This window comes from Streptomyces sp. NPDC002888 (genome assembly GCF_042888465.1).
Lineage (GTDB): Bacteria > Actinomycetota > Actinomycetes > Streptomycetales > Streptomycetaceae > Streptomyces.
In genome coordinates this window covers 496548-519184 of record NZ_JBIAPU010000001.1, presented here as the reverse complement: position 1 = coordinate 519184, position 22637 = coordinate 496548, and the positions used below count along the sequence as shown (strand labels likewise).

Genomic DNA, 22637 nt, shown 5'->3' with positions numbered 1-22637 from the left:
ACTAGCGGCGCGTGGCGGGACGCGGGGCTTGGGCCTTCGCCGGGGATGCAGCGGGAGCGCCCGGGGACGGCGTGCTGCGCGATGCCCGGATAACCGGTGCGGGGTCGAGGGAGGACCAGGCCGCCGGGTGGTCGTTGAAGGCGGTGCGCGGGTCGAAGGCCCAGTCCACGACCGGGCCGATGTCCTCGTGGAGGAGGCTGATCACCTCGATGCCCTCCTTGTGCAGGATGTACCCCCACTGCATGTCCTGCTCGTCTGCGGTCTCGTCAGTGACCGACATGCGCCGCGGCGGGGAGCCGTCCGGGGTGATCAGATGGTCGAGGTTGCGGCTGGGCCACTGCTCGCCGCCGGTCAGCGCGGCCACAAGCGAGGGCGGGGCGCCGTCGAGGAGATCGGTGCCCAGCTCGTCCCAGCCGACGGCGACGTCGTCGATGAGGTGACGGGACATGGCTTCCACGTCGCGTCCGAACTTGTACTGGTAGGCGGCCAGGAGCAGCGGCAGGTGGTGGCTGGGTACGCCGTCGAGCTGGACGTGGATGCCGCTGTATCCCGTGCCGGTGGTGGGGCGGGCGATGAAGGAACGTGTGGACAGGGAGTTCTCCGGATCGAGCAAGGAAGCGGGGACGTCGGGCGGCCATCAGGGGCGTGCGGCCCGTCAGGGGTCGTGCGTTTCCACGCGGTCCGATCAGGAGGCGACCGGGGGGCCGGAGGCGTCGGTGCGGGCGCAGGTATAACCGATCAGTCGGGACGGCTCGGCCTTCGCGGGGACGATGGCGGCGTCGTTGCACACGAACGTGTACGTGATGGAGGTGCGGGGCACGTCGTGGAGCCAGGCCCGGTCGTCCTTGCCGGGGTCGATCTGCAGGCCGGAGTGCGCGACGGCGTCGGTCTGGGTGTGCGTGTGGGAGAAGAGGATCAACGCGCCGCCGTCGGTGGTCCTGAGGGCGTAGGCGTCCGTGTAGCGGTTGGCGGCGCCGGCGAAGACGGTGGTGCCCTGGTTCCCGTAGCGGGTGCCGGTCTTGTCGTGAACCTCGATCTGCCGTTTGCTTGCCTTGGTCGGGGCGAAGACCTTCGTCCCGGTGTCCGTGCCTCCGGTGGCGAAGTTGTCGAGCACGGCTGCGCGTAGCAGGTCGGCGTCCGCTGCCAGCCGCTTGTTGCCGTCGGTGGGAACGGCCGTCGCGTACCCGTTCCGGTCGAGGGCGATGTCCGGCAGCTTCTGGCTGTCCAGGTCGACGACGGAGACCATCTCCCAGCGCTTGTGCTGGGGGCGTTCGGCGAACACTGCCAGACGCGAGGGCGCCTTGCCCTTCTGATCCGAGAGCGCGGCGGCGAACCACCGGTTCTGCCCCGCTTCCAGGCGTGGGATGTACAGCTCGGCGTTTGCCGAGTCGTAGGACCACGGCTTGTACGGCTTGCGGTCCGCTGCGGGAAGCCCTTCGGTCTCGGTGTAGTCCGAGATGGACATCGCGTACAGCGGGCCGTCCTCGACCGTGTCGAGCAGGCGCCGGTCGCGGTCGGTGTTGGCCTCGTTGTTGATCTTGGAGTAGTGGGAGATCTGGGCGAGGGCCTCCTTCTTCGTCAGTGCCGGCTCGGCGGTCGGGGTGGGGGAGGCGCTGCTGCGGGTGGCCCTGGCTGTGGTGTCGGCGTCCGGGCTGCCGGCAGTGGCGCAGGCGGACGCGGTCAGCGCGACGGATACGGCAGTGAGCAGGAGGGCGGTGCGGCGTGCGGAGGTGTGCAGGGGAATCAGGAGGCTCCGGGAAATAGGGGGTTAGCGGGTGCGGGATGCGGTGGCGGATGCGGTCGGCGGGGACGGCGCGGTCACGGCCGGTGTCGCTCGGGTGTCGGCGGCGGCACGTAGTTGCTTCGCGGCGCGGGCGAGGCAGGTGCGGCTTTCACCGAGCCGGTCCACGAGACCCGGGTACGTGGAGGCGATCGCCCGGGTGCGGGCGGGACCAGGTGCTTGGTGGGTGAGGTCGGCGAGGAGGCCGAGGTGGTGCACGGCCGAGCCGAGGGCGGCGCTGGTGGGCTCGGCCGCTTGGGCGAGCGCGAGCGTGGTGCGGCGGTGGGTGGCCGTGACGCGGGTCGGGTAGCGGGCGGCGGCCCGGTGGCGGAAGGCGCTCTCGCCGACGAGGTAGGTCAGCAGGCTGGCCAGGTGGCGGACTTCGTCGTCCAGGATCTCGCTCAGGGCCGGGTCCGGTTGGATCTGGTCGGGGAGCGGGAGGTGGTCGGCCACGGTGTTGAGCCGGTCGGCCACGTCGTGCAGCAGCATCCGCTGGTCAGGATCGGACAGCGGGAACTCCAGGAGGGGTGGGGGTGTCTACCGCCGTGCTGAGGACGGCGTGCTCGCGGTCGGCTGTATGCCGGGCGCTGCTGTGGGCGGGCGGGTCGGTGGGCCCTCGGAGGCGGACAGATCGGTGCGGGACGCGGTCATGGGTTCCTGAGGCGCCGGGCGGCCTGGCGGTAGCGGGGCAGGAGCCGCCGGGAGACCGTGTGCGCGGCGCGGACTGCCTCGGCGGGGACTGCGATCGCGTGCGGGGCGTTGGCGTCGCCGAAGTAGTCGTGGGTGATGCCGTGCAGGGATAGCGCGCCGACGAGGACCTGCCCGCGATGCAGCGGGCGGTCGATCACGACGAGCTCAAGGCGGTTGGGGCCGGTGAGGATCGCGGCGCGGGGAACGCGGAATTGCATCCAGGCACTGGCCAAAGACGCATTGTCCCACAGGTCGTCGAAGAAGTCGAGCTGGCTGTCCGGATCGGTGAAGTCGGTGATGCAGGAAACCCATTCGCCGGGCAGACGGTGACACAGGCCATGGGCGAGGGACTCCAGATCGCTGCCGGAGGTGGCGATGCGGACGGCCTCACGCTGTGCACGGCGGTACTCCCGTTGCTGGTTGTCGCGCCACAGTTCTTCGACGCGCTTGCCCGCAGCGGGAGAACCGGCGTTCGCGAAGATGCGGGGCAGGTGGTATTCCACGCCGATGCCTTGTCGGTCGGCATCGGCGAGGAACCGCGTGAGGCGGGCCGGAACGTCGTGGTCGTACCTGTCGTGGAGCAGGATGGAGCCGAAGACGCCGCGTGGGCGCCAGAAGCCGTGGTCGGTAAGGAGGGTGTGGGCTGCCGCGGGGGCGTCGTTGCTGGTGAGGGCGATGACACCGATCTGGTCGTGATCGCCGAGGCTAATGGCGGGCATGGGCTTGTCTGCAGGTCCGTCAGTGTCGAACAACGCCAGGCTCGTGCGAGTGGAGTTGATGTCGGACGACGAGGCTCCGGCCGGTGACCCGCCATCGTCCGGGACGTGGTCGGTGTGGTCGAGCAGTTCGAGGGGCTCGGAGGTACTGCGCAGTTCGAGGTTCTGCTGCTGCGACCGGTGCGGCGTCGATTGTTCAGCGGGTTCTGGCACGGGGACCTCGTGGTGTCGGGAGGGCGGGGGCTACATCGCTTGTCGCCGTGGGCGGGTATTTCTTCGATGTCATGGCAGCCTCGTGACCTGGCAGTACACGTCGTCGGAGGTCTGCTCGCGCAGGCGGAGCCGTCGACGGAGTGTCGGGGGCGGCGAAGGGTTGTGTGCCGCCGACGAGGGAGGGTCGGCCATCGAGTTCGTCGAGCCAGCTGAGGAGCTTGGGCAGGTTCTTGTCGGGCCCGAACGCGAGGTAGGTGCCGTCGGCGCTGTCGCAGCCGAACCACTCGGCTATCCCCAGCCTGATCCGGGAGTTGACGCGGCCCATGTGCACGCCTTTGCCGCGGGCCTTCGCCTCGCGGGCTAGCCGTTCGGCGACGGGGCCGAGTTTCCACTCGGTCGATCCGGCCAGGAACAGCACGTCGAAGTCGTCCCAGGGCAGCAGCCCGGGGGCGTCGCAGCCGTCCTGGGCCGCGTAGGCCGCGGGCACGCCGAGTTCGCGGATGCGGGCCAGCCACGGCAGGGACTCGGTGAGGGTGCCGGCGGCGTCGAACGGCTGGTCCGGGGCGAGCGCCCACAGGCAGCGATCCGGCCCGTACCGTTCAACGGTACGGTGCAGCCACGCGAACCAGGCTTGGGCTCCGGGCCAGTAGCGGCCCTTGCCGTCGCTGCCGAACTTGGAGTTGTCACAGGCATACAGCGCACCCTCGGGGATCCGACTGCCTTGCGCCGGGGTGGTCATACAGCCGATGCGTCCGGCGCTCATCGCAGCCCGAATCTCAGGCCCCGAGGGAGTGCCGAGATAGCGCACCGTGTACCTCCCCGGAGGCGACGCCGACCGCCGTCCGGGCCACCTGCCTGCCGGGCGGAAGTCCACGAAGTGGGGCCTGCGGCTGGTGGACCTCGCCATTTCGGGAAGGCGGCACGTTTCTGGTCTTTGAGCCGGGCGAGGGGGCGGTGAGCGTCGGGTGTGCCTGGTTCACCGGGTGCGGCCGGGCACGGGGGTGGTCGCTGTCGGTGGCCCCTGGCTCGGGCCCGGCGGGAGACCGGCCCGGGTGGTCCGGCGCGCGGGGGCCAGGGCACGCATGCGGTCGACAGCGGTGTGCAGGTCCTCGCCGAGACTGCGCAGGGTGGTCGCCGCGTCCTGAAGGTCGTAGTGGAGGTCGAATCCGTCGTCCTGCTCGGATTCCTTGGCCTTTTCCGCGGCTGCTTCGAAGAACTCGCCGAGCCGTTCCAGCAGGCCGCTGGTGGGGTCCAGGATCTGGTGCAGCAGGGCGGCGTCCGTAGGTGACTCGGTGGCGTTGAGCCGGTCGGTGAGAGCGAGGAGTACGTCGCCGTAGACGAAGGTGCGGTCCGCGTTGCCGGAGACGTCCGCGGGCTTGGGGGTGAGGAGCGCCGGCTCGGCTGCGGACACGGGCGTACGGGCGGTGGGCGAGGAGGGAGTTGGCAGCAGCCCGAGCTGCGCGAGGCGATGGTCGATCGACTCGATCAGGGGCTGGATGCTGCCGCCGTGCCGGGCTTCGGGCCGCTGGGGTGCACCGGGGTCGTCGCAGGGCGCCGAGTCGTAGAGGACCTCGAACAGCGACGGGTTGTCGGGGTGCTCGCGGGTCGCGATCCAGCCCTCCGGGCTGCCCGGCGGGCGGTCGGAGGGGGGCTCCTGCGGCGGACCGATGATCAGGTAACTGTCGTCGGGGAGGGATACGCGCACGATGTAGGCGCTGAGGCCGAACTCGATGTCGCACTCCAGCCCGCGCTCTCGCAGTGGCGTGGTGATGTGCGCGTGGCGGCGCCACAGCTCCTGCCACCACGGGGTGTCCACGTTGCGGTGGTCGGGAAGCGGTGCGAGCGCAGCCGCGCGGCGGGCCTCTGGAGGGTTCTCCTGGTCAGCGGCCACGGTTCCTCCTGCGGGAGGCCGGCGCGTGGCGGGGCGGAGACATCCGGCGAGCGGGGTCGGCTTCCGGCTTCGGCACCGGAGTGAGATCGAGTTCGTACTCGTCGTAGGCGGCGATCAGGCCGTGCTCCATCTGGGCTTCGCGTTCGGCGACTTGTGCCATGAGGTCGTCGTGTTCGGCCTGGCACTGCTGGTAGTCGGCCCAGTCGGCGTCGCTGAAGTGGGCGGGGCGGTTCAGAGGACTCCTTGAAAGGGGGTGGGGGCGGTCCCGGGTCAGTGGTGGCGACCGCCCGGTTTGGGCGGCGGTACCGGGCTCTGGCGGCGGGAGGGAGTGAGGAAGAAGCGGTGGAAGTCGAGGTGGTCGGTGAGTTCCTGGACTGCGTCACCGAGCGCCTGTGCCGCGCGCCGCAGACAGGCACGCGCCGTCGCGTGTTCGACGACCATGCGGTTGTCACGGAGGTAGCTGTCGTTCTCGCTGTGCGGCCGGGGCGGTGAGAGCGCGGTCTGTGCGGTCTCGGCGAAGTGCGGTACGGCCTGGCTCGACAGGGTGACCGCCGACGCCAGATGGGCGAGGACGGCGCTGCCGGCACGGTTCGTACTGGAGGCGGTCCGGGCGAAGTCCGCGGTCAGCTGGACGACATCACGGGCGAGCGTCTGTGCGCCGGTGACGTGCTGGAGAAGCGCGGTGTAGGACGGCGAGGCCGGGACGTGACCGGTGTCGTCCAGCAGCTCCCACTGCTCGAACGCGCCGGAGAGTTTGCCCTACGGCGTTGAGCGCGTCGATGAGGTGGAGGGTGGCGGCGCGCGGGATCAGTTCACGCTGGATATCAGGTTTCATGAGTCTTTTGCGGTTTTTGTATGCATTCGAGCGTCGGTGTCGAAGAGTGCCAGCTCGTACGCGTGCAGGAGGTGCTGCACGATGAAAGATCGTCCGGCGACTTTCCACAGGCCACGCCCTCGGTTGAGGTGGGCGATGGCGTCCATTTCGACGGAGGTCAGGCCGAGGAGCGAGGCCGCGGCGTGGAGTTGGTCGGTCTCCTGGCGGTAGATGATGCGGGTGCTGCAGTCGGCGAGGAGTCCTTCGGCCAGAGCTCGGCCTTGTGATCCGGCGTCGCCGGCGGTGAGCAGGTCGGACAGCCGGTGGATCACCATGAGGTTGGCGATGCCGAGGCCGCGTGAGAGTTTCCACTGGGCCTGCATGCGCTGCAGCAGGCCGACGTGCCGCATCAACCGCCATGCCTCGTCGTACACGATCCAGCGCCGGCCGCCGGATGGGTCAGAGAGGGCGGATTCCATCCACGCGGAGGCGCAGGTCATCGCGAGGACGAGGGCGGTGTCGTCGCCGGATCCGCCGAGACGGGAGAGGTCGATGGTGAGCATCGGTGCGTTCGGGTCGAAGGCGACGGTGGAGGGGGCGTCGAACATGCCGGCCAGGTCACCGTGGACGAGGCGGCGCATGGCGTGGGCGAGGTCGCGGGCGGCGTCGCCGAGTTGGCCCGACATCATCCCGGCGGCCTCGTCGAGCGCGCTGGGGTTGTTGAGGGTGGCGGCGACATCGCCGAGCAGCGGGGTGCGGCCGGTGGCGGCGGCGCGGGTGACGACGGCGTCCAGGGCGACGTCCAGGGCGGTGTGCTCCATGGGCATCAGGTCCCGGCCCAGGACTGTCCGGGCCAGGGAGCCGAGCAGGAGGAGGCGCCGTTTGCGGATCTCGCCGACCCAGTCGTCCTCGGAGACGCTCTGCGGGCGCGGGGCCGCGTCCAGGGGGTTCAGCCGTCCGGGCAGTCCGGGACCGAGAGCGACAGACCGGCCGCCGAGGGCCTCGGCCACCGGCGTCCATTCGCCCTTCGGGTCACACGGGACGTAGACGCGGTATCCGAAGGCCACCGAACGCAGCGCGAAGCTCTTGGCGAGTGCGCTTTTGCCCTGGCCGATGACCCCGGCGAGCAGGAGGTTGGGGTTGGTGAATCCCTCGACCTTGCCGTACAGCGCGAACGGATCGAAGACGAAGGACGCTTCCGCGTGGACGTCGCGCCCGATGTAGATGCCCTCGGCGCCGAGTCCGCCTTCGGCCAGGAAGGGATAGGCACCGGCCGCGACCGCGGTGGTCATGCGGTGGGCGGGCAGCTTCAGCCGGTTCCCCCGCGCGGAGGCGGGTCCGGGACGTCCGTTCGCCGGGTAGAGCGCGGTGGGCATCTCGTGGGCGGCGGATGTGCTCTCACTCTGGTGGGCGCTGGCTTCCGCGCGGGCCTTGGCGGTGGCCTCGGCGAGTTGGCGACGGGCGGCCTTGCGGCTGGCGCGGTCGGTGCCGTGGGGGGTGAAGAGCGGGCTGGCGGAGGCGCGGCGGGCGGGCCGGTGGTTCATCGGTGGCCCTCGTTTCTGCGGGTGGTGCTCATCGCACGCAGGCCGTGGTGTGCGGGCGGAGGTCAGTGGGGGTGGTCTTGCGGCGGATGCTGTGTCCGGCGGCGAGGTGGCGCTGGCAGATCGTGAGCACGGGCGGTCCCTCGGGCAGCCGCTCTGGATGGCATGCGCTCGTCTCGGCTTCTGCTGCGGTGTCGTTGGGCAGCAGGTGGAAGGCGGAGTGGACCTCGCTGGTGGCCTGCCAGAGGCGGGTGTGCGCGGTGGCGAGGCGGCGGCCGGCAGCGGGGTGCGCAGGCCGGGTGTTGTCGGCAAGCCGGTCCAAGAGCTGGTGCAGGGCGGTGAGGTGGGCGTGCAGCACGTCAAGGTGCACGCGGTCCGCTGGCCGGGGCGGGTTCGCGTCCGACGGTGTCAGGGCCCGCGTGTGGTGGCGTACTCCGGCGCTCGCGGCGCGGAGGTAGGGGTGCGCGTCGTCCGGAGGTGTGGGAGCGGTCAAGGGTGGTGGTCCTTCCTGCCGGCAGGCAGGGGCGGTGACGGATGATCGAAGAGCGGCGGGCGCCACGGCGCTGACCGGCGAGGACGGGCCTGGTTCACAGGGCGGTCCGGGCGAGCGGGAGCGCGCTGAGGGCGAAGGCGTCCGGCTGCTGGTAGTTGAGCCGTCGCAGATCGACACCGGAGGTGACGGCGTGGGTCTCGATCTGTGCGCAGGCGGCGTCCAGGAGGGCGTCGGTCTCGGCGGTGACGGTGACCAGTCCGGTCAGGGCCACGTCGGCATGTCCGGCGATGAGCTGGCGCTCACGCTGCTTGACGTCGGCGTACTCGACGGAGTCTTCCTCGCTGTCGACCTGCCCCCGGCGGGCCCTCTCGTTGGCGTCGGCGATGATCGCCGCCTTCTTCCGCTGCACATCCCGCAGCGCGGACTCGAGTCCCTGCGGCACGTATATAAGGGACAGGCTGCGCCGCACGCCGGCCGTGAACATGATCCCGTGCAGGAACCCGGCCCCCATCTCCGTCCTCGGCCAGTTCTCCACCCAGTACGTCGCGTGCCGTGCGCTGTCGGTGGCGAGCCGGTCGTACTCCTCGAACTGGACGACGGGCCCGGCGGCTGCGGGATCGGCCTCGGCGCGGCCGGTCTCGGACCACTGCTGGAGGGAGGCGAGCGCCTTTGGGTCGTAGGCGGTGCGGATGACGGCGGCGATCTCCCGCGCGCTCAGCCACCCGGTGACCTGGAGCCCGGCGTTGCGCGCGGCCTGGGCGATGGACGCGGAAGTCTGCTCCATGACGGTGAACGCCCCGGGCAGCCCTCCGCCGGCCTGCGAGATCAGGCGCCGGGCGGCCTTGAGGTCGAGGGAGATGGCGAGGTAGGTCTCGTGCGGGGCGGCTGCGGGGCCGGCAGAGGAGACCAGTTCGGAGTAGATCTGCCCGGCCACCGGGGTCTGGGGCTGCCCGTTGTGGGTCCAGTGGCGGGTGAGGGTGTCGCCCGAGTCGGGGACGGTGCGTTCCAGCACCTGGACGGTGGCGACGTGCCCGGTGCGGGCGATGCCCGCGAGCGCGCGTCCCCAACTGCTCACGTTGTGGTTCTGGGTGGCGGGGTCGAGGAGGGCGAAGGCGCGGCTGGTGACGCGGGCGATGGCGGTCAGGGTCTGCTGTTGCGGGTCGTGCACGGCCGCGGCGCCGTTGGCGGAGTCGCCGGGGGTGACCACCTTGAGGGAGGCGGTGGCGCCGGGCAGGTGGAGGATGCCGTCCTGCCGGGGCCGGGTGACGGGCCGGGCGAGCCAGAGGGTCTGGCCGGTGCGGCGGCGGTGTGCGTAGCGGGCGACGATCGGCGCCCAGTCGATGAGGGAGCGGCCGTGCCGGCGGATTGTGACGAGCGCACCGGATGCCGCCCACAGCGGGGCCAGGGCGACGGCGCCGAGCAGTCCGGTGGAGACCACCGTCATCAGCAGGAGCGCCAGTGTGCAGGAGACGAGGATGAGTTGGGGCAGGGAGAGGCCGAGGAGGATGCCGCGGCGGGACCGGTGCGGGAACTTCACCGTGACCGGGGCGACGGAGAGATCAGTCAAAGGGGCGGGTCCTGGAGACGCGGGTGAACCAGGGGGCGGGAGGTGCAGCGCACGTCCCGCCCCCGGTGGACGGGCAGGGGATCAGAGGCCGGTCGGCGGCGGAGAGGGTGATGCCGACCCGCTGGACGTGGCGTTCTGCGAGCCGGAGGGCGGGGGTGCGCCCTGCGGCGGCGCGGTGGTGGTCGGCGCCGCGGACTGCCATCCGCCGCCCTGGCCGGAGGCGGCGTTCGCTCCGGACCCGCCCGGCCCCGGGCTGCCGCCCACCTGGCCGCTGGTGTCGTCGGACACGCTCGTCGGCGCGGGCTGGACGGCTTTCTCCAGACCGGACTTGACCGCGTCGCCACCGGGCGAGATGCCCGCACCGCCGTCCTGCGAACCTTCCTTGCCCCCTCCGCCGCCGGTCGGGTTGGCGGCGACGTCGCCGGGGAAACCGCCACCGCCAGCGGCGTCGGGCCCCTGCGGTGCGGCGCCTGCTCCGGCTGCAGCGCCACCGGTTCCGGCAGTGGCCGCAGCCGCGGCGGCCTTACGGGCGGCGTTCTCGGCATGCGCCTTGGCGATCTGCGCTCCGGCGCCACCGGCACGGTGGATGGACTCGCCGTCGGTCCCGTCGGCCGCCCAGTGCACGAACTTGAAGACGGCGTACGGGCACAGCAGCACCAGAATCATGATCACGATGCCGGACATCACGTCGGCCAGAGCGGCGATGCCGTCCTTGGCCTCGGTTTCGCCCATGGCGGCGATACCGAGGACGAAGATCACGGTCATCAGGAGCTTGGAGACGACAAGGGTGGCGGTGGCCTCGATCCAGCCCTTGCGCCAGCGCCGCGCGACCTCCCACCCGCCGCCGGCGGACGCGAAGACAGCCAGCGTGACCATGACGAGGATGCCGACCTTGCGGACCATCATCACGCACCAATAGAGGAAGGCACCGACGGCGGCACCAAGGCCGGCGACAACCGCAACAAGCCAGCCCATCCCGGACAGGCCCGCGATCTGGTTGACCTTCACGATGCGTCGCACGGCCGACTCGATGTTCAGGTGGGCGGTCTTGAACAGGCCGTCGCTGACGGCATCGACCACTTCGACGGCGACCGTGGTGAAGGCGATGGCGCAGAAGGCGAACAGGACGCCGCTCATGGTGCCCGTGAACGCTTGCGCCAGGGCTTGTCCGTCGCGTCGGACGGCGGCCCGGACCAGCTGTGCGCAGAAGGTGGCGACCAGCAGCACCAGGCCCAGCGGCAGCAGCATCTCGTAGTTGTCGACGAACCACGACGCGTTGAGATCGACCTTCGTGGTGGTGTTGACGGCCTCGGCCGCCAGATCGGCTGCGGCGGCGGCCAGTTCACCGGCGGACTTCGCCATCCAGTCACCGATGGCCTTGCCGGGGTCCGAGGCGAAATCGACTGCGTCGCCGACGGCACACAACTTGTCTGCCAGGGGGAAATCACAGAAACCCACGAGGAGTTACTCCTCCTTTCTTGAATCAGGCGCGGGTCACTGCGTGACGCTCGGTGCGATAGCGGCCAGGGCGCAGTCGTGATTCGGGCGGCACTGGACGGCGAGGGTCACGGCCCGTTCCTCGGCCCCTCCGCCGCCCTTCTTCCAGGCGATCTGCTGCGTGCCGTTGACAGTGACGACGTAGATGTACGCCTCGGTGATCGCGGACGGGTCATCGGCCAGCGCCTGCTTGAACGCGGAGGGGTAGTGCCCCTCGGTGACGCCAGCGGTGGCGTGCTGGTCCTGGTCGGCCATCCGCGACCACAGCACCGGATCGGGCACCTGACCGGAGACAGAGACCCAGTCGGCGTACTTGGTCTCCGTGGTCATCCAGGCACGCATGCCGGCAAGCTGCTGGTCGCGGCTGGTGTCGCGGGTGTCGTACGACCACAGCATCTGGGCCGCCGCCTTGGCGTAGGCGACCGGTTCGGCGATCTGCGGAGGCTGGGACACCGACCCGGATCCGGAGGAAGGCTTGGGGGCGGCCTCGGACGAGGACGGGCTGCCACTCGGGGCGGGCGCGGCGGTGTCCGGGGCCTGGTGGCCGTTGCCGCCTCCGGTCAGCAGGGCGACGATCCCGGCGATGGCGAGCAGGACTGCGACGGCGGAGGCGACGATCGCGATGCGCCGGCTGGCCGGCCAGCCACTGCCATACGAGGACAGGGAGGGGAGTCGTTTCTTCATCAGTGCACCTGCGACCCGAGGGTCGAGAAGAACGCGACGATTCCGTTAGCGGCGCCCAGGCCCAGGGCGGCGCTTGCGGCCACGACCGCGCCCTTCTTCCCGTTGGCCTCGGCCTGGTGACCGCCCGTGTGGTGGCCCCAGGCCCACACACCGAGCGACACGGCGAGGGCGCCGACGACGGCGATGATGCCGAACAGGTTGATCGAGTTGACGACGTTCTTCAGCACGCTCAGGCCGGGCAGGCCACCGCCCGACGGCGTGATGCCGGGATCGTAGGCCAGGTACTGCACGGTTTCGAGTAGGGGCAAGGAGGCTCCTTGGGCGCGCCAAAATTTGGCGCGCGGGAATCACAGAAGGAAAGGGAGGAACGAGGCAGCGCCTCGTAGAAAGGGAGGGCAGACACCGTGGAGGCACGGGCTGGCCCGGGCGGCGTCCGCGAAGAGACGGCATCGCTCGCACGGGGACGCAGCAGGTGCCGCGCCGAGGCTGCGGACCGAGCCAGTGCTCCCGGCGAAGGCGCTGGCTCAGGGGCCGAACCGGCCGTGGAAGACCCCTACTTCGGGATCGGCGGCTTCGGAGCGGGGTTGGTCCTGTACGGGTTCGCGCAGTTGTAGATCATGTAACCGCGGCCGATCTTCTTGCCGTCCGACTTCCGGGTGACGGTGCCGCGCGTGTACCAGGTCTTCTCGGCCTTCTTGTAGACCCACTGGTCGTAGACGACCTTGTCGTGCCTGTAGCCGATGCCCAAGACCGTGGACGTCTTCGACGGTGCCTTGCGCACCTTGACCGCACTGCAGCTGATGGTGGTGGTGCCGGTGTCGTACGCCTGTGCCGTGGAGGCGGTGGCCAGGCCGCCGGCGACGACGGCCAGGCCCAGAGAGGCTGCCGCGAGGGCACGCTGGGCGCGGGGGCGGGATACCAAGAAGATGCTCCGTACTGATTAGGGGAATCTCGGTCAGAGATGTGCGCCGGGGCCCCTTGCGCCCCGGCCGGTGTCACCGGACGCGGCGGGCGGCGAGAATCGTCCAGTCCTTGATCGGAGTGATCCGGACCGGCTTGGTGGTGCGCGGCGCCTCGATCACGAGGCCGTCGCCCATGTACATGCCGACGTGCTCGGGCCGTGCGGCGGTGCCGCGGCTGAAGATCAGGTCGCCGGGCTTGAGTTGGGCTGGCGAGACCGCCTTGCCCTCGTTGACCTGCGTGTACGTGGTGCGGGTGAGCGTGACGTTGGCGTGGGCGTACGCCTGCTGCATGAGGCTGGAGCAGTCGCAGCGGCCCATGGGGTCGGGGCCGTGAGCGTTGGTGCAGGTGCCGCCCCACTGGTAGAGCGTGCCGAGCTGGTGCATCGCCCACTCGATGGCCTTGCGTGCCTTCGGATCGGCGTCCTTTGGGATCGCGTAGCCCTTCGGGACGCTTCCCTCGGGGATACGGCCGAAGCCGGAACCGTCCTGGCCCGGAGCGCAGCCGCTCGTGCCGGTCGATGCTTGCTCGCCCTGGTCTGTGTCCTTGTTGTCCGCGTCGGTGCCGCCGCCCGGGAAGGTCTTGGCGATGGCATCCTGCAGCGCGGTGGCCAGGCTCTCCCACTGCGCATACGCGTCGGGGTAGGCGGATCTCTGCACGGCTTGGGCGGCCTGGGCGACGGTCATCTGCTGCCAGCCGCTCACCTTGAGCAAGTGCTTGTAGAACTGCTCGGAGGCGTAGACCGGATCGCGGATCTGCTGGGCACTGCCCCAGCCCTGGGAGGGGCGCTGCTGGAACAGGCCGAGCGAGTCCCGGTCCCCGTAGTTGAGGTTGCGCAGCCGGCTCTCCTGCATCGCGGTGGCGAGCGCGATGATCTGTCCCTTCCTGGGGACGTCGAGCGAGAGGCCGGCGGCCACGATCGTCGCCGCGTTGGGGACTTGTTCGGCGGGCAGGTCCAGGCCCTCGACGTGGACGTTCTTGCCGGACGCGCCGTCGAGAATCTTGGTGACCTGCTCGGCGACCTCGTCGGTGTCGATGTCGGTGAGGCAGCTGCTGAAGGAGCTGCTGCTCTGCACGGCGTCGGCGGAGGAGGCCAGCATCATGCCGGTGCCGGCGATCAGGATTGGGGAGAGGAAGACGACGCCGATGCCGGCGGCGAGCGCCTTCAACCGGAGCGGATCGCTCGCCGGTCAGGGCTTTCGGGCGTGGGTGGGTGGCGAGACGTCATGAGCGTGTCCTTCGGGGTGCAGTGTCCGGCCGTGCCGCGTGCGAGAGGCGGGATGGGAAGGGCGCGGCGGCGGGGGTGGGCGATCAAGGCGGGCCGGTGTGGGCGAGTTGCCGCTCGCTCCGCGTGGCCGGGCGGTGAGCTAGGTGTGCCGGGGCAAGGGGGTACCTCCGTGAGGTGGGGCAGGGAGTAGTCAGCGGCGGTGTGCGCCGGGCGGTTCAAAAACAGTAGGCCCAGATCGGCGGTTGACCAAAAAGCTGGCGTGAGGTATCGGAATCCGGCACCTCACGCCAGCTTTTTGGTCGTCGGCGTTTTCGCCTCTACAGTTTTTGGACTCCCCCTCGCCTTCCTCGGTCTGTGGCCCTGGGCTTCTGCATGCCCACTCCCGGCCCGCGAGGATTTGTGTGCGAGGCGGTGAGTTCTCTCCGCGACTCCGCACCCGAATAGGGGTTCCTCTTTGCCTTTTTCTCTGCACCAGGGCGACGCCCTCAGTGTTCTCGCCGGCCTTCCGGACGGCTGCGTCGACTCCGTCATTACCGATCCGCCGTACAACTCGGGCGGTAGGACCGCGAAGGAGCGCACCACCCGCTCCGCGAAGCAGAAGTACACCTCCGCCGACGCCCAGCACACCCTGCCGGACTTCACCGGCGAGAACATGGACCAGCGAAGCTACGGGTTCTGGCTGACGCAGATCATGACCGAGGCCCACCGCCTCACCAAGACCGGCGGGACCGCTCTGCTGTTCACCGACTGGCGTCAACTCCCGATCACGACGGATGCGATCCAGGCGGCAGGGTGGCTGTGGCGCGGGGTACTGGCCTGGCACAAGCCGCAGGCCAGGCCCCAGAAGGGCCGGTTCACCCAGAACTGTGAATTCATCGTCTGGGCCAGCAAGGGGGCGATCGACGGCTCCCGGAACCCCGTCTATCTGCCCGGCATGTACTCGGCCTCGCAGCCCTCGGGGGCGAAGCGTCAGCACATCACGCAGAAGCCCGTCGAGGTGATGCGCGAGCTGGTCAAGATCAGTCCTGAGGGCGGTACGGTGCTCGACTTCTGTGCCGGCTCCGGCTCCACGGGGGTGGCCGCACTGCTGGAAGGCAGGGACTTCATCGGCGTGGAGAAGACCGAGCACTACGCGGCGATCGCGGCTGACCGGCTCACCGAGACGATCCGCGAGACCCTCACGCAAGACGACGTGGTTCTCACCGCCTGAGCCGCGAGCGCGCTTCCCGTCAAGGCGACCGGCGCCCTAGTGGCAATCCGGCGAAGTGGACTTGTCACCCGTCGGCGGTCCGAGCATTGCCGCTTCCGTCTTCCTTACATTCCGCGTCTCGTAGGAGGCCCAACTTCTTCATGCCCGAACCCATAAAACCCCCTGACGATGGGGAGTTGGAGCCGGTACGCATTCCCGATCCACAGCTGGAAGGAATCGAGGCGAGCGTCCGACGGCTCATGGAGCAGTCGGCGCAACAGGCGCAGCAACTCGACCACCTCGCGTCCGCCCCTGAGCCGAGCGGATCGCCGTTCGCCGCGTTCGGCATGCCGGGGCTCGGCGGGCCGCCTGCCGCCGCTCCGCCGGAGCCCCGCCCGATCCTGGAACTCGACGGGGAGGAACGCGAAGACGAACTCGACGCCTTGTCGGACTGGATCGACGACTTCTTCCTCCCGGTGTACGGGGCGGAGGTCACCACCGCAGCGCCCTGGTGCCTGCAGTGGCAGGAGCACGACGACGTCGTGGCCTGGCTCCACGCCCTGTGGCTCGCCTACCAGCAACACAAGGACCCCGAAGCCGGATTGAGCGGCCTGTTCGTGTGGCACCGGGACTTCCTCACCCACGCCCTTGCGGCCGTCCGCGCACCGGGCGGGCCGCTGTCGGCCTGCATGACCTCTCCCGACCGGCCAGCGCACCGTCTTCTGCCCGGCCCGCCGCCGTCCGCGCGCACGGAGACGGCGGCGGCGGAAGCCGACGGGCCCGCAGAGCCGACGTCATGACCGCGGGACAGGGACAGCCCGCCTTCGGACTGAGCTTCGACCCCCGCGCGCTGACCGATCTCCTCCAAGCCCCCAGCGATATCCGCGACCTCACCCTCGCCTACCTGCAAGAAGTCGTGAACGCACAGCGCTTCGGACTGCGCCTCGACGGTGACCTGGAGGGCTACCGAAAGCTCTTCGTGGACTCGCGCAAGGACTGGCGCGTCGTCTACGGCGTCCGCCCGGCCCCCGCGGAGTCCGCGCACTCAAAGGAGATCCACGTCGTCGCCATCCGGCCGCGTGCGGGCAACGACGTCTACGACGAGGTCGGCCGCCGCCTGGGGATGACCCGCCGGCCGCTGAGCGCCCGCACCCACGCGGCCCGCTCCCGCTCCCCGCAGCTGACCACCCGCACTCCGACGCCCCGGCCCGGTCCACCGTCCACCGCAACGCCGGGTCTGCCCCGTCCCGCACACAACCCCGCGCACCACCACACCCGCTGAACGCACGGAACCTCGCCTATGCCCCCTGAACCCGCGCCGACACCAGCCCGGCGTGCGGTCTCCCCGCTCGACCACTGCCTCGAAGCCGCCACCGGCCACGACATCGACACCCTGTGGGCCTACCGCGACCGCGGCATCCTCGACGAGCCACACGCCCACCTGGTCGACCGACACCGCGAGCTGGCCAAGACCCAGACCGGCGTCACCTTCTACCGCCGCCTCCTGAACCGCCTTTCCAGCGGCGAGTTCGACGTCAACGACGCCCTGTTCACGCGCATCCACCGCACCGTGGACCAACTGGAGGAGGCCGCCGACGCACGGAACGCCGCCGCCGGGAAGGTACTCGCCGCCCTGGAGCCCATCGAGGCCGCCGCAGCGGCCCCGGCGCCCGAAGCGCAGCCACTCGCGACGGACGACCACGCCGCGCTGCTCGCCATCGCCGGTGGCGCCAAGCTCTACGAACACCTGCTGACCGGCCGGATGTCCGTCACCGCCGCCTCCGGTACCCGCATCCCACACGCCAAGCTGCAGCGACTGGAGGACGCCGGCCTGGTCGTGAGGGATACCGGCCACCCCGTGCACGCCGGCCAGCCGGTCGCACTCACCGACGCCGGACGCGCCGCGCTGTTCGCCGCCCGTCGGACCCCCACGACACGGGCACCCACGCTCCCGGCTCGCCCCGGCACGTCGCCGTCCACGCCGGTGCAGCGGCGCTGAACTCCACCGAAAGGCCCTTGTTGCCCCCTACCGAACCGGCGCCGGCCCGGAAGCCCATCCCCCAAGTCGACTTCGAGCTGGACGACTTCGATGCCGACGAGGAGATGTACCTCGACTTCTACCGCCAGGTCGCCGTCCACGAGGGCATGCTCGTCCCCCTCGCCGCACACCACACTCCCAACGGCGCGCACAGCTACTACGTCCTCTTCGACCGCACCGCCACCTGGGGACACCCTGGTATGCCGCAGCTGCTCGCCGTGCATCTGCAACGGGACCGAGAGAAGCGGACGTTCACCTTCGAGCAGGCCGGCGTGCCGCTGCCCGCGATGGCGCAGTCCTGGCTCGTCCACCGCGGCTGCCCGCAGGACGCCATCGGCCTCGACCCCGAGCTGGGGCCACATCCGGCAGACGAGGCGACTCGTGCGCTGGAGCGACGCCTTGGGGGCGACGGCGACCACTACGCCATGGGCTACTCCTACACCCGCGACGACCCGGACGACATGGTCACCGTCGTGGCACTGCGCGCCCTGGACGAGCGAGCCCCCAGCCCGTTCCGCGTCGTGGTCGAGGAGGTCGACACCGACGCGTGGACGCACACCCTGCGCGAGGGCGGCTTCGACACCGTGGGCGAAGCCCTGCAGTGGTGCGACGACCGGCTTACCGGCGAGGCCAGCCCCCTGCCGCCGGTCCGCCCGGCAGCCGCAGCCAGCCGCCCGGCCGTCCTGCCGAAGGCCCCTGCTCCACGCCCGCCCGGCCGCTCGCGCTGAGCGCCAAAGCCGACGCTGGCGGCGCAACATAGCCGACGATCGCCGGTTAGCCAAACCGGCGATTCTCCGGACTCTTATACAGCCGCCGGGACAACTCCCGCGGCGCCATTCCACGCAATCCCTATGCCTTCACGGAGGCTTCTTCCGCATGCGCTCCACACGAATTGCCATATCCGCGGCGATGCTCGGCACACTCGCCCTGCCGGTGCTCTGCGCCACCACCGCCAGTGCGGCACCCGCCGCGGTATCTGCGGCCCCCGCGAGCAGCTGTTCGTCCCTGCCGCCGCTGCCGTACAAGGTCCACGCGTCGGCTGTGACCATCCGGTCCAAGGCCACCACGAAGTCCACCGCGCTCGGCGTGCTTTACAAGAGCCACAAGTTCACCGTGCACAAGAAGAGCGGCAACTGGCTCTACATCACGGACAGGTCGACCGGCGTCAAGGGCTGGGTGTCCGGAACCTACGTCTACCGCGATACCCGTATGTGCCTGGACTGACAGGTATTCAGCAGGTGCCCGTAAGCGGCTGAGCCGCCGGGTACGGCCGCCCCCTCGCATTCCCCCCAGGCACCGGTCTTTCTAGAAAAGGAGTTTCTCTTTTGTCCGACGGCATATCCGATGAGGCTGAGGATGTCGTGGGCGTGCTCACCGAACGGATCGAAGCGCGCTTCGCCATGGACATGGACCAGTTGAAGGCCGCGGTCGCCGCCGCGCCGACCGTGAACCCTGACGCCACCGACGTCGTCAAGTGGCACGGCCTTCTCGTCGAGGCCCAATCCCTGCTCGAGCGCGCGGAGGACGACCTCCTCGCCGCGCTGGAAACCCAGCCCAGCGAGGTCGACGACCCGACGATGGGCCTTGCCCACAGCGTGAACGCGGCTGTCACCGCACGCGACGGCCGGGCTCTGGTCGTGCGGTGGCTCCTCGACCTGGACGCTCCGGGCAAGAAGGACCTCGCCGCCGAACGGCTCGCCCGCCTTCGCCCCCGAACCGGGCCCGCGGTGCAGACCAGCGCTCCCCACCGACCCGCGGGTACACCCGCGCCGGCGTCGGCGGGGCGGACAGGAAGGCCCGTCCGTTGAGGAGGGTCAAGTCCAGCACGATGGACGGCGACCTGGAGAAAGTCTTCGGGAGCCCCGTTTCGAAGCTGTACGAGGCGGCAGTGGGCCACGATGCCTCTCCCGCCCTCGCCCGTGCCCTGGAACTGCGTTCCTTTCTGGCTCTGACCGAGGAGCAGGTCGCCCGCGTCCGCGACCGCGTGTGCGCGGACATGGATCCGGACCGCGACATGGGCGAGCTGTCGGCCGACAAGCTCCGCTTCGACGCGCAGTGGCTGGAGGCGGCGCTGGACGCCCGCGACGGCTACCGCGCCGCCCTCGGCGAGCTGCTGCGCACCATGCCTCCACCCGACCAGCGGGCCCGTCCCATCCGCACGGCACAACTCAGGGTCACCGCAGCCCTACCCCCGTCCGCCGCCCCGGCACCTCAGCGTGCCAGGGCGGCCCGGGCCCGCCGACCGTGAAAGCCCCCGCTTGTCTCACCTCACGTCCACCGAGATAGCCGGACGGATCGAGGACCTCTACGGCGCGCCGCTCGCCGACCTCGAAGCCCACGCCCAGGACCAGCCGCCCGGCATGCTCTCCGCCCTGCTCGGCATGCACCACGATCTCGCCCTCGCCGAGCGGAGCATCGACTTCCACCGCGACCACCTCGCCCGGCTCATCCACCCCGAGCGGCAGATCGGCCGACACGAGGTCTCCCATCTCCTCGATGGCTCCCGCCGGCTCGCCGAAGCCGTCGCAGTCCGCGACATCCAGGCCAAGTCGGTCGCCGCCGTTCTGCAGAGCCTGGCCCGCGTCCCGGCCCCAGCCCCGACCCCGCCGACTCCCTCGCCACCCGTTCCGGCTCCACCACTTCCGGCCCAGAGCACCGCACACAGCCGCTGATCCGCTGGCGATTTCCCTTTACTCACCCAGGAGTTCCTCCCCTTGGCCATCACCGCGCTGCCTCCCGACACCGATGCCGACATCGCCCGGGTCACCGAGGCCCTCGCTATGATCACCCCGCGCTGGAACGTGAGGATCCTGCTGGCACTCTCCGGCCCGCCACAGCGTTATAGCGAGCTGGCGGCCAAGGTGTCCTGGTTGCAGAACGGCCAGCTCCATCCCAAGCTCAAGTCGCTGTGCGACGCCGGGCTCGTCGAGCGCACCGAACACACCGCACGGCATGTGACCTACGGCCACACCGAGCGTGGGGTCGCCCTGCTGCCGGTCCTGCCGGTGATCGTCACCTGGGCCGAGGAGCATCTGGAGAAGGCGGACCGCCCGCTGCCCGCGATCGAGCAGATCGAGGACAGCCTCACCCTGCTCACCCGGCGGCACGCCGCCGCCATCCTGTGGGTGCTGAAGTCCCGCGAGGAGGTCAGCGGGCGGGCCCTGGCCCGGATCGTGATGCCCAGCAGCGACTGGACCAACATCTACCCGCCGCTGCGACAGCTCGTCGCCGACGGCCTGGTCGACACCGAGGGCCTCGGCCTGCCCTACCGGCTGTCCGCGGCGGGCGACGGCCTGAGTCCCGTTCTCGGCGCCCTGTCCGCATGGTGTGCCGGACAGCCCCTCAACCAGGCGGCCCAGCACCCGGTCTGGGGGCATCCGCAGGCGAAGCTCGCGCCGAGGCCGTGGGTCAGCAGCCAGTCCCGGCCGGCCCCCGTAACCCTCCCGCAGGCCCGGACGGGTGAGTCCTCTCCGGCGTGGCACAACCGCGATCTCTTCTCCCATGCCACGGCCGCCCGGCCGAAGGCAGCCATCCCGGCGGGAGGTCCGCGCCGATGACTACCTTTTTCACCTCTGCCGAAGTACGCAACGCGGTCGAGCTGCTGGCTTCGCGTTCCTTGATCCGCCTGGTCACCGAGATCGACGACAACGGGGCGATACCGCCGCGACGGCTGGCCGGTACCCTCCCCGACCTCTCCTCGCACCAACTGCGCCGCGCTGCCGAAGCGGCCCGCGCCCACGGTCTCGTCCGGACCGCGCCCGGCGCCGGCCTGGAACTCACCGAGTCGGGTTCGGAGTTGGCCGACCTGTACGACGCGGCTGCGCGCTGGGCTCGACGCCATGCCTACCCGGCACCGGTTTGCGAGTTCAGCAGTCGTGTCCGCCACGTCCTCGACCTCCTGGCGCCCTCGCTCGCGACCGAGCGCGCCGACGGCCTGCCGCAGCGGGCCGCCGCCGCGCGGCTGCCCAGCGACGAGGCCGAAGCGGACCTTGTCCGTCCCCGCATCCTCCTGATCCAGTGGCTGGCCGGCAACCCCCAGATCACCCAGGTGTCCGAGCCCGAGCCGGCCGCGTGAGCACAGCGGCTGCACCCCGGAATGCACGCCACACCGCCGGGCTGATGCGCAACATCTACCTGCCGCGCACGGCGGACGCTCTCGCGTTCGCGATGTCCACCTACGGCATCCCGCTGCTGGTCCTGGCCACCACGCGCTCCGCCGCGCTGACGGGCGCCGCGTTCGCCCTGGAGTGGATCCCGCGGCTGGCGGCGTTCGGGTGGGCCGGATCCATCGTCGACCGGCGCGGGGCGGCAGTCGTCTTCCATCTTGCCTCCCTGGGGCGCGCGCTGGCCCTCGCCGCCGGCGCGGTCTTGCTCCACTGCCACCCGTCCGGCACCGTGGCGACCGCAACGGTGTTGGTGCTGGCGGCTACGACCGGCGTGCTCACCGAGTTCAGTTACATCGCGGCCGAGACCGCGGGCGCCGCCGCCGGCCGACGGGCAGGAAAGCGGGCCCACCGCGTCCAGGCGGCCCTGCTCGGCATCGACCAGACCGCGACCCTGGCCGGCCCCGCCCTCGCCGGACTGCTCCTGCTCGCCGGGCCGCCGACGATGCTCGCGGTGATCACGGTGCTCTCACTTCTCGCCGCGATGCTCGCCCTGCGCACACCCCCCTCACCCGTTGCCCCGGCCCGCGCGCCGAAGGGACAGTCCGGCGCCGGACTACTCACCGGGTGGCGCACCATCCGCTCTCTTCCGGCGCTCGGCTGGCTCGTGACCGGGCTGACCCTGTCCAACCTGGCCACCGGACTCCTCCAAGCGGCCGGTCCGGTAATCGTTGTCAAGCACTTCGGGCAGTCCACCACGGCCGTCGGCCTGGTCTGGTCCGCAGCCGCCGCAGCGACGCTCCTCAGCGTCACGCTCTGCCGCTTCGCGCTCGACCGGCGGGGCCTGTGGCCGGTCGGCGCCGCCTGCGCCGCCCTCGCCTCGCTCGCCTGCCTCGCCGCCGCCCAGGCCCCCGACTACCTGTCCTACCTGGTCCTGGTCGCGGTCCTCATGGCGGCCGACGGCGGCATGACGGTGGTCCTGCGCACCCTGCGCTCCCGCCTGATCCCCCCGGAGAAGTTCGGCAGCACCCTGTCGGCGACCGTCCTCGTCCTCCTGCTGCCCTTCCCCGTCGCCGGCGTACTCACCGCGCTCACCCCGCCCGACGCGCTGGGCCACGTCATCACCGTCTGCGCCGGTCTGCAGGCCCTCGGCCTGTTGTACGCGTTCGCCCGCCTGCGCACCGATCCCGCCCTGCGCACCTGACCCTGCCGCGCTTTCCCCTCCTGTGGAGA

At 70.7% G+C, this 22637-nt stretch carries 28 protein-coding genes; 12 read left to right on the top strand and 16 right to left on the bottom strand.

The window, feature by feature from the left end:
• Nucleotide 1 precedes the first annotated feature (1 nt).
• The 16 genes from ACFYWX_RS02365 to ACFYWX_RS02290 all read right to left on the bottom strand — a co-directional run bounded on the left by ACFYWX_RS02365 (nucleotide 2) and on the right by ACFYWX_RS02290 (nucleotide 14015).
• Nucleotides 2-574, bottom strand: a complete 573-nt coding sequence (locus ACFYWX_RS02365) for a hypothetical protein (protein WP_376387694.1) — start codon at nucleotides 572-574, stop codon at nucleotides 2-4.
• 111 nt (nucleotides 575-685) lie between these two features.
• Complete coding sequence (locus tag ACFYWX_RS02360) at nucleotides 686-1465, bottom strand: hypothetical protein (RefSeq protein ID WP_389422073.1); 780 nt, start codon at nucleotides 1463-1465, stop codon at nucleotides 686-688.
• Nucleotides 1466-1768: 303 nt separating this feature from the next.
• Nucleotides 1769-2269, bottom strand: a complete 501-nt coding sequence (locus ACFYWX_RS02355; RefSeq protein ID WP_389422072.1) for a hypothetical protein — start codon at nucleotides 2267-2269, stop codon at nucleotides 1769-1771.
• Between the two features lie 158 nt (nucleotides 2270-2427).
• The gene (locus ACFYWX_RS02350; protein WP_389422071.1) at nucleotides 2428-3399 is read right to left on the bottom strand and encodes a hypothetical protein; all 972 of its coding nucleotides are present in this window, start codon (nucleotides 3397-3399) and stop codon (nucleotides 2428-2430) included.
• Nucleotides 3383-4162: a hypothetical protein gene (locus ACFYWX_RS02345; protein WP_376387168.1), complete on the bottom strand. Its 780-nt coding sequence runs from the start codon at nucleotides 4160-4162 to the stop codon at nucleotides 3383-3385. Before ACFYWX_RS02345 ends, ACFYWX_RS02350 begins: the two co-directional genes overlap by 17 nt.
• 213 nt (nucleotides 4163-4375) lie before the next feature.
• The gene (locus tag ACFYWX_RS02340; protein WP_389422070.1) at nucleotides 4376-5290 is read right to left on the bottom strand and encodes a hypothetical protein; all 915 of its coding nucleotides are present in this window, start codon (nucleotides 5288-5290) and stop codon (nucleotides 4376-4378) included.
• Nucleotides 5280-5450: a hypothetical protein gene (locus ACFYWX_RS02335; RefSeq protein ID WP_389422069.1), complete on the bottom strand. Its 171-nt coding sequence runs from the start codon at nucleotides 5448-5450 to the stop codon at nucleotides 5280-5282. The genes ACFYWX_RS02340 and ACFYWX_RS02335 overlap by 11 nt, the downstream gene beginning before the upstream one ends.
• A gap of 110 nt (nucleotides 5451-5560) precedes the next feature.
• Nucleotides 5561-5731, bottom strand: coding sequence for a hypothetical protein (locus ACFYWX_RS02330; RefSeq protein WP_389422068.1), 171 nt, complete (start codon nucleotides 5729-5731; stop codon nucleotides 5561-5563).
• A gap of 390 nt (nucleotides 5732-6121) precedes the next feature.
• On the bottom strand, nucleotides 6122-7648 hold the full coding sequence (locus ACFYWX_RS02325; RefSeq protein ID WP_389422067.1) for a VirB4 family type IV secretion system protein: 1527 nt from the start codon (nucleotides 7646-7648) through the stop codon (nucleotides 6122-6124).
• A 28-nt stretch (nucleotides 7649-7676) separates the two neighbouring features.
• Nucleotides 7677-8138, bottom strand: a complete 462-nt coding sequence (locus ACFYWX_RS02320; protein WP_376387172.1) for a DUF6238 family protein — start codon at nucleotides 8136-8138, stop codon at nucleotides 7677-7679.
• Between the two features lie 94 nt (nucleotides 8139-8232).
• Nucleotides 8233-9705: an SCO6880 family protein gene (locus tag ACFYWX_RS02315; protein WP_389422066.1), complete on the bottom strand. Its 1473-nt coding sequence runs from the start codon at nucleotides 9703-9705 to the stop codon at nucleotides 8233-8235.
• Nucleotides 9706-9786: 81 nt separating this feature from the next.
• Complete coding sequence (locus ACFYWX_RS02310; RefSeq protein WP_385249481.1) at nucleotides 9787-11163, bottom strand: ATP-binding protein; 1377 nt, start codon at nucleotides 11161-11163, stop codon at nucleotides 9787-9789.
• A gap of 36 nt (nucleotides 11164-11199) precedes the next feature.
• Nucleotides 11200-11886 carry a hypothetical protein gene (locus ACFYWX_RS02305; RefSeq protein WP_385249483.1) on the bottom strand — a complete coding sequence of 229 codons (687 nt, stop codon included), beginning with the start codon at nucleotides 11884-11886 and terminating at the stop codon, nucleotides 11200-11202.
• Nucleotides 11886-12194, bottom strand: a complete 309-nt coding sequence (locus tag ACFYWX_RS02300; RefSeq protein ID WP_385249485.1) for a hypothetical protein — start codon at nucleotides 12192-12194, stop codon at nucleotides 11886-11888. Before ACFYWX_RS02300 ends, ACFYWX_RS02305 begins: the two co-directional genes overlap by 1 nt.
• Nucleotides 12195-12439: 245 nt before the next feature.
• Complete coding sequence (locus tag ACFYWX_RS02295; protein ID WP_385249487.1) at nucleotides 12440-12808, bottom strand: hypothetical protein; 369 nt, start codon at nucleotides 12806-12808, stop codon at nucleotides 12440-12442.
• Nucleotides 12809-12881: 73 nt separating this feature from the next.
• Nucleotides 12882-14015: a C40 family peptidase gene (locus ACFYWX_RS02290; RefSeq protein WP_385249488.1), complete on the bottom strand. Its 1134-nt coding sequence runs from the start codon at nucleotides 14013-14015 to the stop codon at nucleotides 12882-12884.
• 513 nt (nucleotides 14016-14528) lie between these two features.
• Between ACFYWX_RS02290 and ACFYWX_RS02285 the strand changes: the two genes are divergently transcribed.
• The 12 genes from ACFYWX_RS02285 to ACFYWX_RS02230 all read left to right on the top strand — a co-directional run bounded on the left by ACFYWX_RS02285 (nucleotide 14529) and on the right by ACFYWX_RS02230 (nucleotide 22608).
• Nucleotides 14529-15284 carry a site-specific DNA-methyltransferase gene (locus ACFYWX_RS02285; RefSeq protein ID WP_107447415.1) on the top strand — a complete coding sequence of 252 codons (756 nt, stop codon included), beginning with the start codon at nucleotides 14529-14531 and terminating at the stop codon, nucleotides 15282-15284.
• A 239-nt stretch (nucleotides 15285-15523) separates the two neighbouring features.
• Nucleotides 15524-16063 (top strand): DUF4913 domain-containing protein, encoded by a 540-nt coding sequence (locus ACFYWX_RS02280; protein ID WP_061334896.1) that lies wholly within the window; start codon nucleotides 15524-15526, stop codon nucleotides 16061-16063.
• Nucleotides 16060-16545 carry a hypothetical protein gene (locus ACFYWX_RS02275; protein WP_061334895.1) on the top strand — a complete coding sequence of 162 codons (486 nt, stop codon included), beginning with the start codon at nucleotides 16060-16062 and terminating at the stop codon, nucleotides 16543-16545. Before ACFYWX_RS02280 ends, ACFYWX_RS02275 begins: the two co-directional genes overlap by 4 nt.
• Before the next feature lie 18 nt (nucleotides 16546-16563).
• A complete protein-coding gene (locus tag ACFYWX_RS02270) occupies nucleotides 16564-17262 on the top strand; it encodes a hypothetical protein (RefSeq protein WP_385249491.1) in 699 nt (232 codons plus the stop codon).
• A gap of 17 nt (nucleotides 17263-17279) precedes the next feature.
• Entirely contained in the window at nucleotides 17280-18029 is a 750-nt protein-coding gene (locus ACFYWX_RS02265; protein WP_389422065.1) for a hypothetical protein, read from the top strand.
• 181 nt (nucleotides 18030-18210) lie between these two features.
• Nucleotides 18211-18525 carry an SH3 domain-containing protein gene (locus ACFYWX_RS02260; protein ID WP_319648464.1) on the top strand — a complete coding sequence of 105 codons (315 nt, stop codon included), beginning with the start codon at nucleotides 18211-18213 and terminating at the stop codon, nucleotides 18523-18525.
• 101 nt (nucleotides 18526-18626) lie between these two features.
• Nucleotides 18627-19109 carry a hypothetical protein gene (locus ACFYWX_RS02255; protein ID WP_385249497.1) on the top strand — a complete coding sequence of 161 codons (483 nt, stop codon included), beginning with the start codon at nucleotides 18627-18629 and terminating at the stop codon, nucleotides 19107-19109.
• Entirely contained in the window at nucleotides 19106-19549 is a 444-nt protein-coding gene (locus ACFYWX_RS02250; RefSeq protein WP_319648381.1) for a hypothetical protein, read from the top strand. The genes ACFYWX_RS02255 and ACFYWX_RS02250 overlap by 4 nt, the downstream gene beginning before the upstream one ends.
• 10 nt (nucleotides 19550-19559) lie before the next feature.
• Complete coding sequence (locus ACFYWX_RS02245) at nucleotides 19560-19973, top strand: hypothetical protein (RefSeq protein ID WP_385249499.1); 414 nt, start codon at nucleotides 19560-19562, stop codon at nucleotides 19971-19973.
• Nucleotides 19974-20015: 42 nt separating this feature from the next.
• Nucleotides 20016-20858 carry a winged helix-turn-helix transcriptional regulator gene (locus ACFYWX_RS02240; RefSeq protein WP_107446555.1) on the top strand — a complete coding sequence of 281 codons (843 nt, stop codon included), beginning with the start codon at nucleotides 20016-20018 and terminating at the stop codon, nucleotides 20856-20858.
• Nucleotides 20855-21376 carry a hypothetical protein gene (locus ACFYWX_RS02235; protein WP_061334519.1) on the top strand — a complete coding sequence of 174 codons (522 nt, stop codon included), beginning with the start codon at nucleotides 20855-20857 and terminating at the stop codon, nucleotides 21374-21376. The genes ACFYWX_RS02240 and ACFYWX_RS02235 overlap by 4 nt, the downstream gene beginning before the upstream one ends.
• The gene (locus ACFYWX_RS02230) at nucleotides 21373-22608 is read left to right on the top strand and encodes an MFS transporter (RefSeq protein WP_389422064.1); all 1236 of its coding nucleotides are present in this window, start codon (nucleotides 21373-21375) and stop codon (nucleotides 22606-22608) included. The genes ACFYWX_RS02235 and ACFYWX_RS02230 overlap by 4 nt, the downstream gene beginning before the upstream one ends.
• Nucleotides 22609-22637 lie beyond the last annotated feature (29 nt).

What these genes read in the sequence shown, in the direction of transcription:
- ACFYWX_RS02280 (WP_061334896.1), top strand. Translation starts at nt 15,524, where the DNA reads ATGGAGCAGTCGGCGCAACAGGCGCAGCAACTCGACCACCTCGCGTCC.
- ACFYWX_RS02330 (WP_389422068.1), bottom strand. Translation starts at nt 5,731, where the DNA reads ATGGTCGTCGAACACGCGACGGCGCGTGCCTGTCTGCGGCGCGCGGCA.
- ACFYWX_RS02360 (WP_389422073.1), bottom strand. Translation starts at nt 1,465, where the DNA reads ATGTCCATCTCGGACTACACCGAGACCGAAGGGCTTCCCGCAGCGGAC.
- ACFYWX_RS02275 (WP_061334895.1), top strand. Translation starts at nt 16,060, where the DNA reads ATGACCGCGGGACAGGGACAGCCCGCCTTCGGACTGAGCTTCGACCCC.
- ACFYWX_RS02355 (WP_389422072.1), bottom strand. Translation starts at nt 2,269, where the DNA reads ATGCTGCTGCACGACGTGGCCGACCGGCTCAACACCGTGGCCGACCAC.
- ACFYWX_RS02325 (WP_389422067.1), bottom strand. Translation starts at nt 7,648, where the DNA reads ATGAACCACCGGCCCGCCCGCCGCGCCTCCGCCAGCCCGCTCTTCACC.
- ACFYWX_RS02270 (WP_385249491.1), top strand. Translation starts at nt 16,564, where the DNA reads ATGCCCCCTGAACCCGCGCCGACACCAGCCCGGCGTGCGGTCTCCCCG.
- ACFYWX_RS02260 (WP_319648464.1), top strand. Translation starts at nt 18,211, where the DNA reads ATGCTCGGCACACTCGCCCTGCCGGTGCTCTGCGCCACCACCGCCAGT.
- ACFYWX_RS02305 (WP_385249483.1), bottom strand. Translation starts at nt 11,886, where the DNA reads ATGAAGAAACGACTCCCCTCCCTGTCCTCGTATGGCAGTGGCTGGCCG.
- ACFYWX_RS02335 (WP_389422069.1), bottom strand. Translation starts at nt 5,450, where the DNA reads ATGGCACAAGTCGCCGAACGCGAAGCCCAGATGGAGCACGGCCTGATC.
- ACFYWX_RS02345 (WP_376387168.1), bottom strand. Translation starts at nt 4,162, where the DNA reads ATGAGCGCCGGACGCATCGGCTGTATGACCACCCCGGCGCAAGGCAGT.
- ACFYWX_RS02235 (WP_061334519.1), top strand. Translation starts at nt 20,855, where the DNA reads ATGACTACCTTTTTCACCTCTGCCGAAGTACGCAACGCGGTCGAGCTG.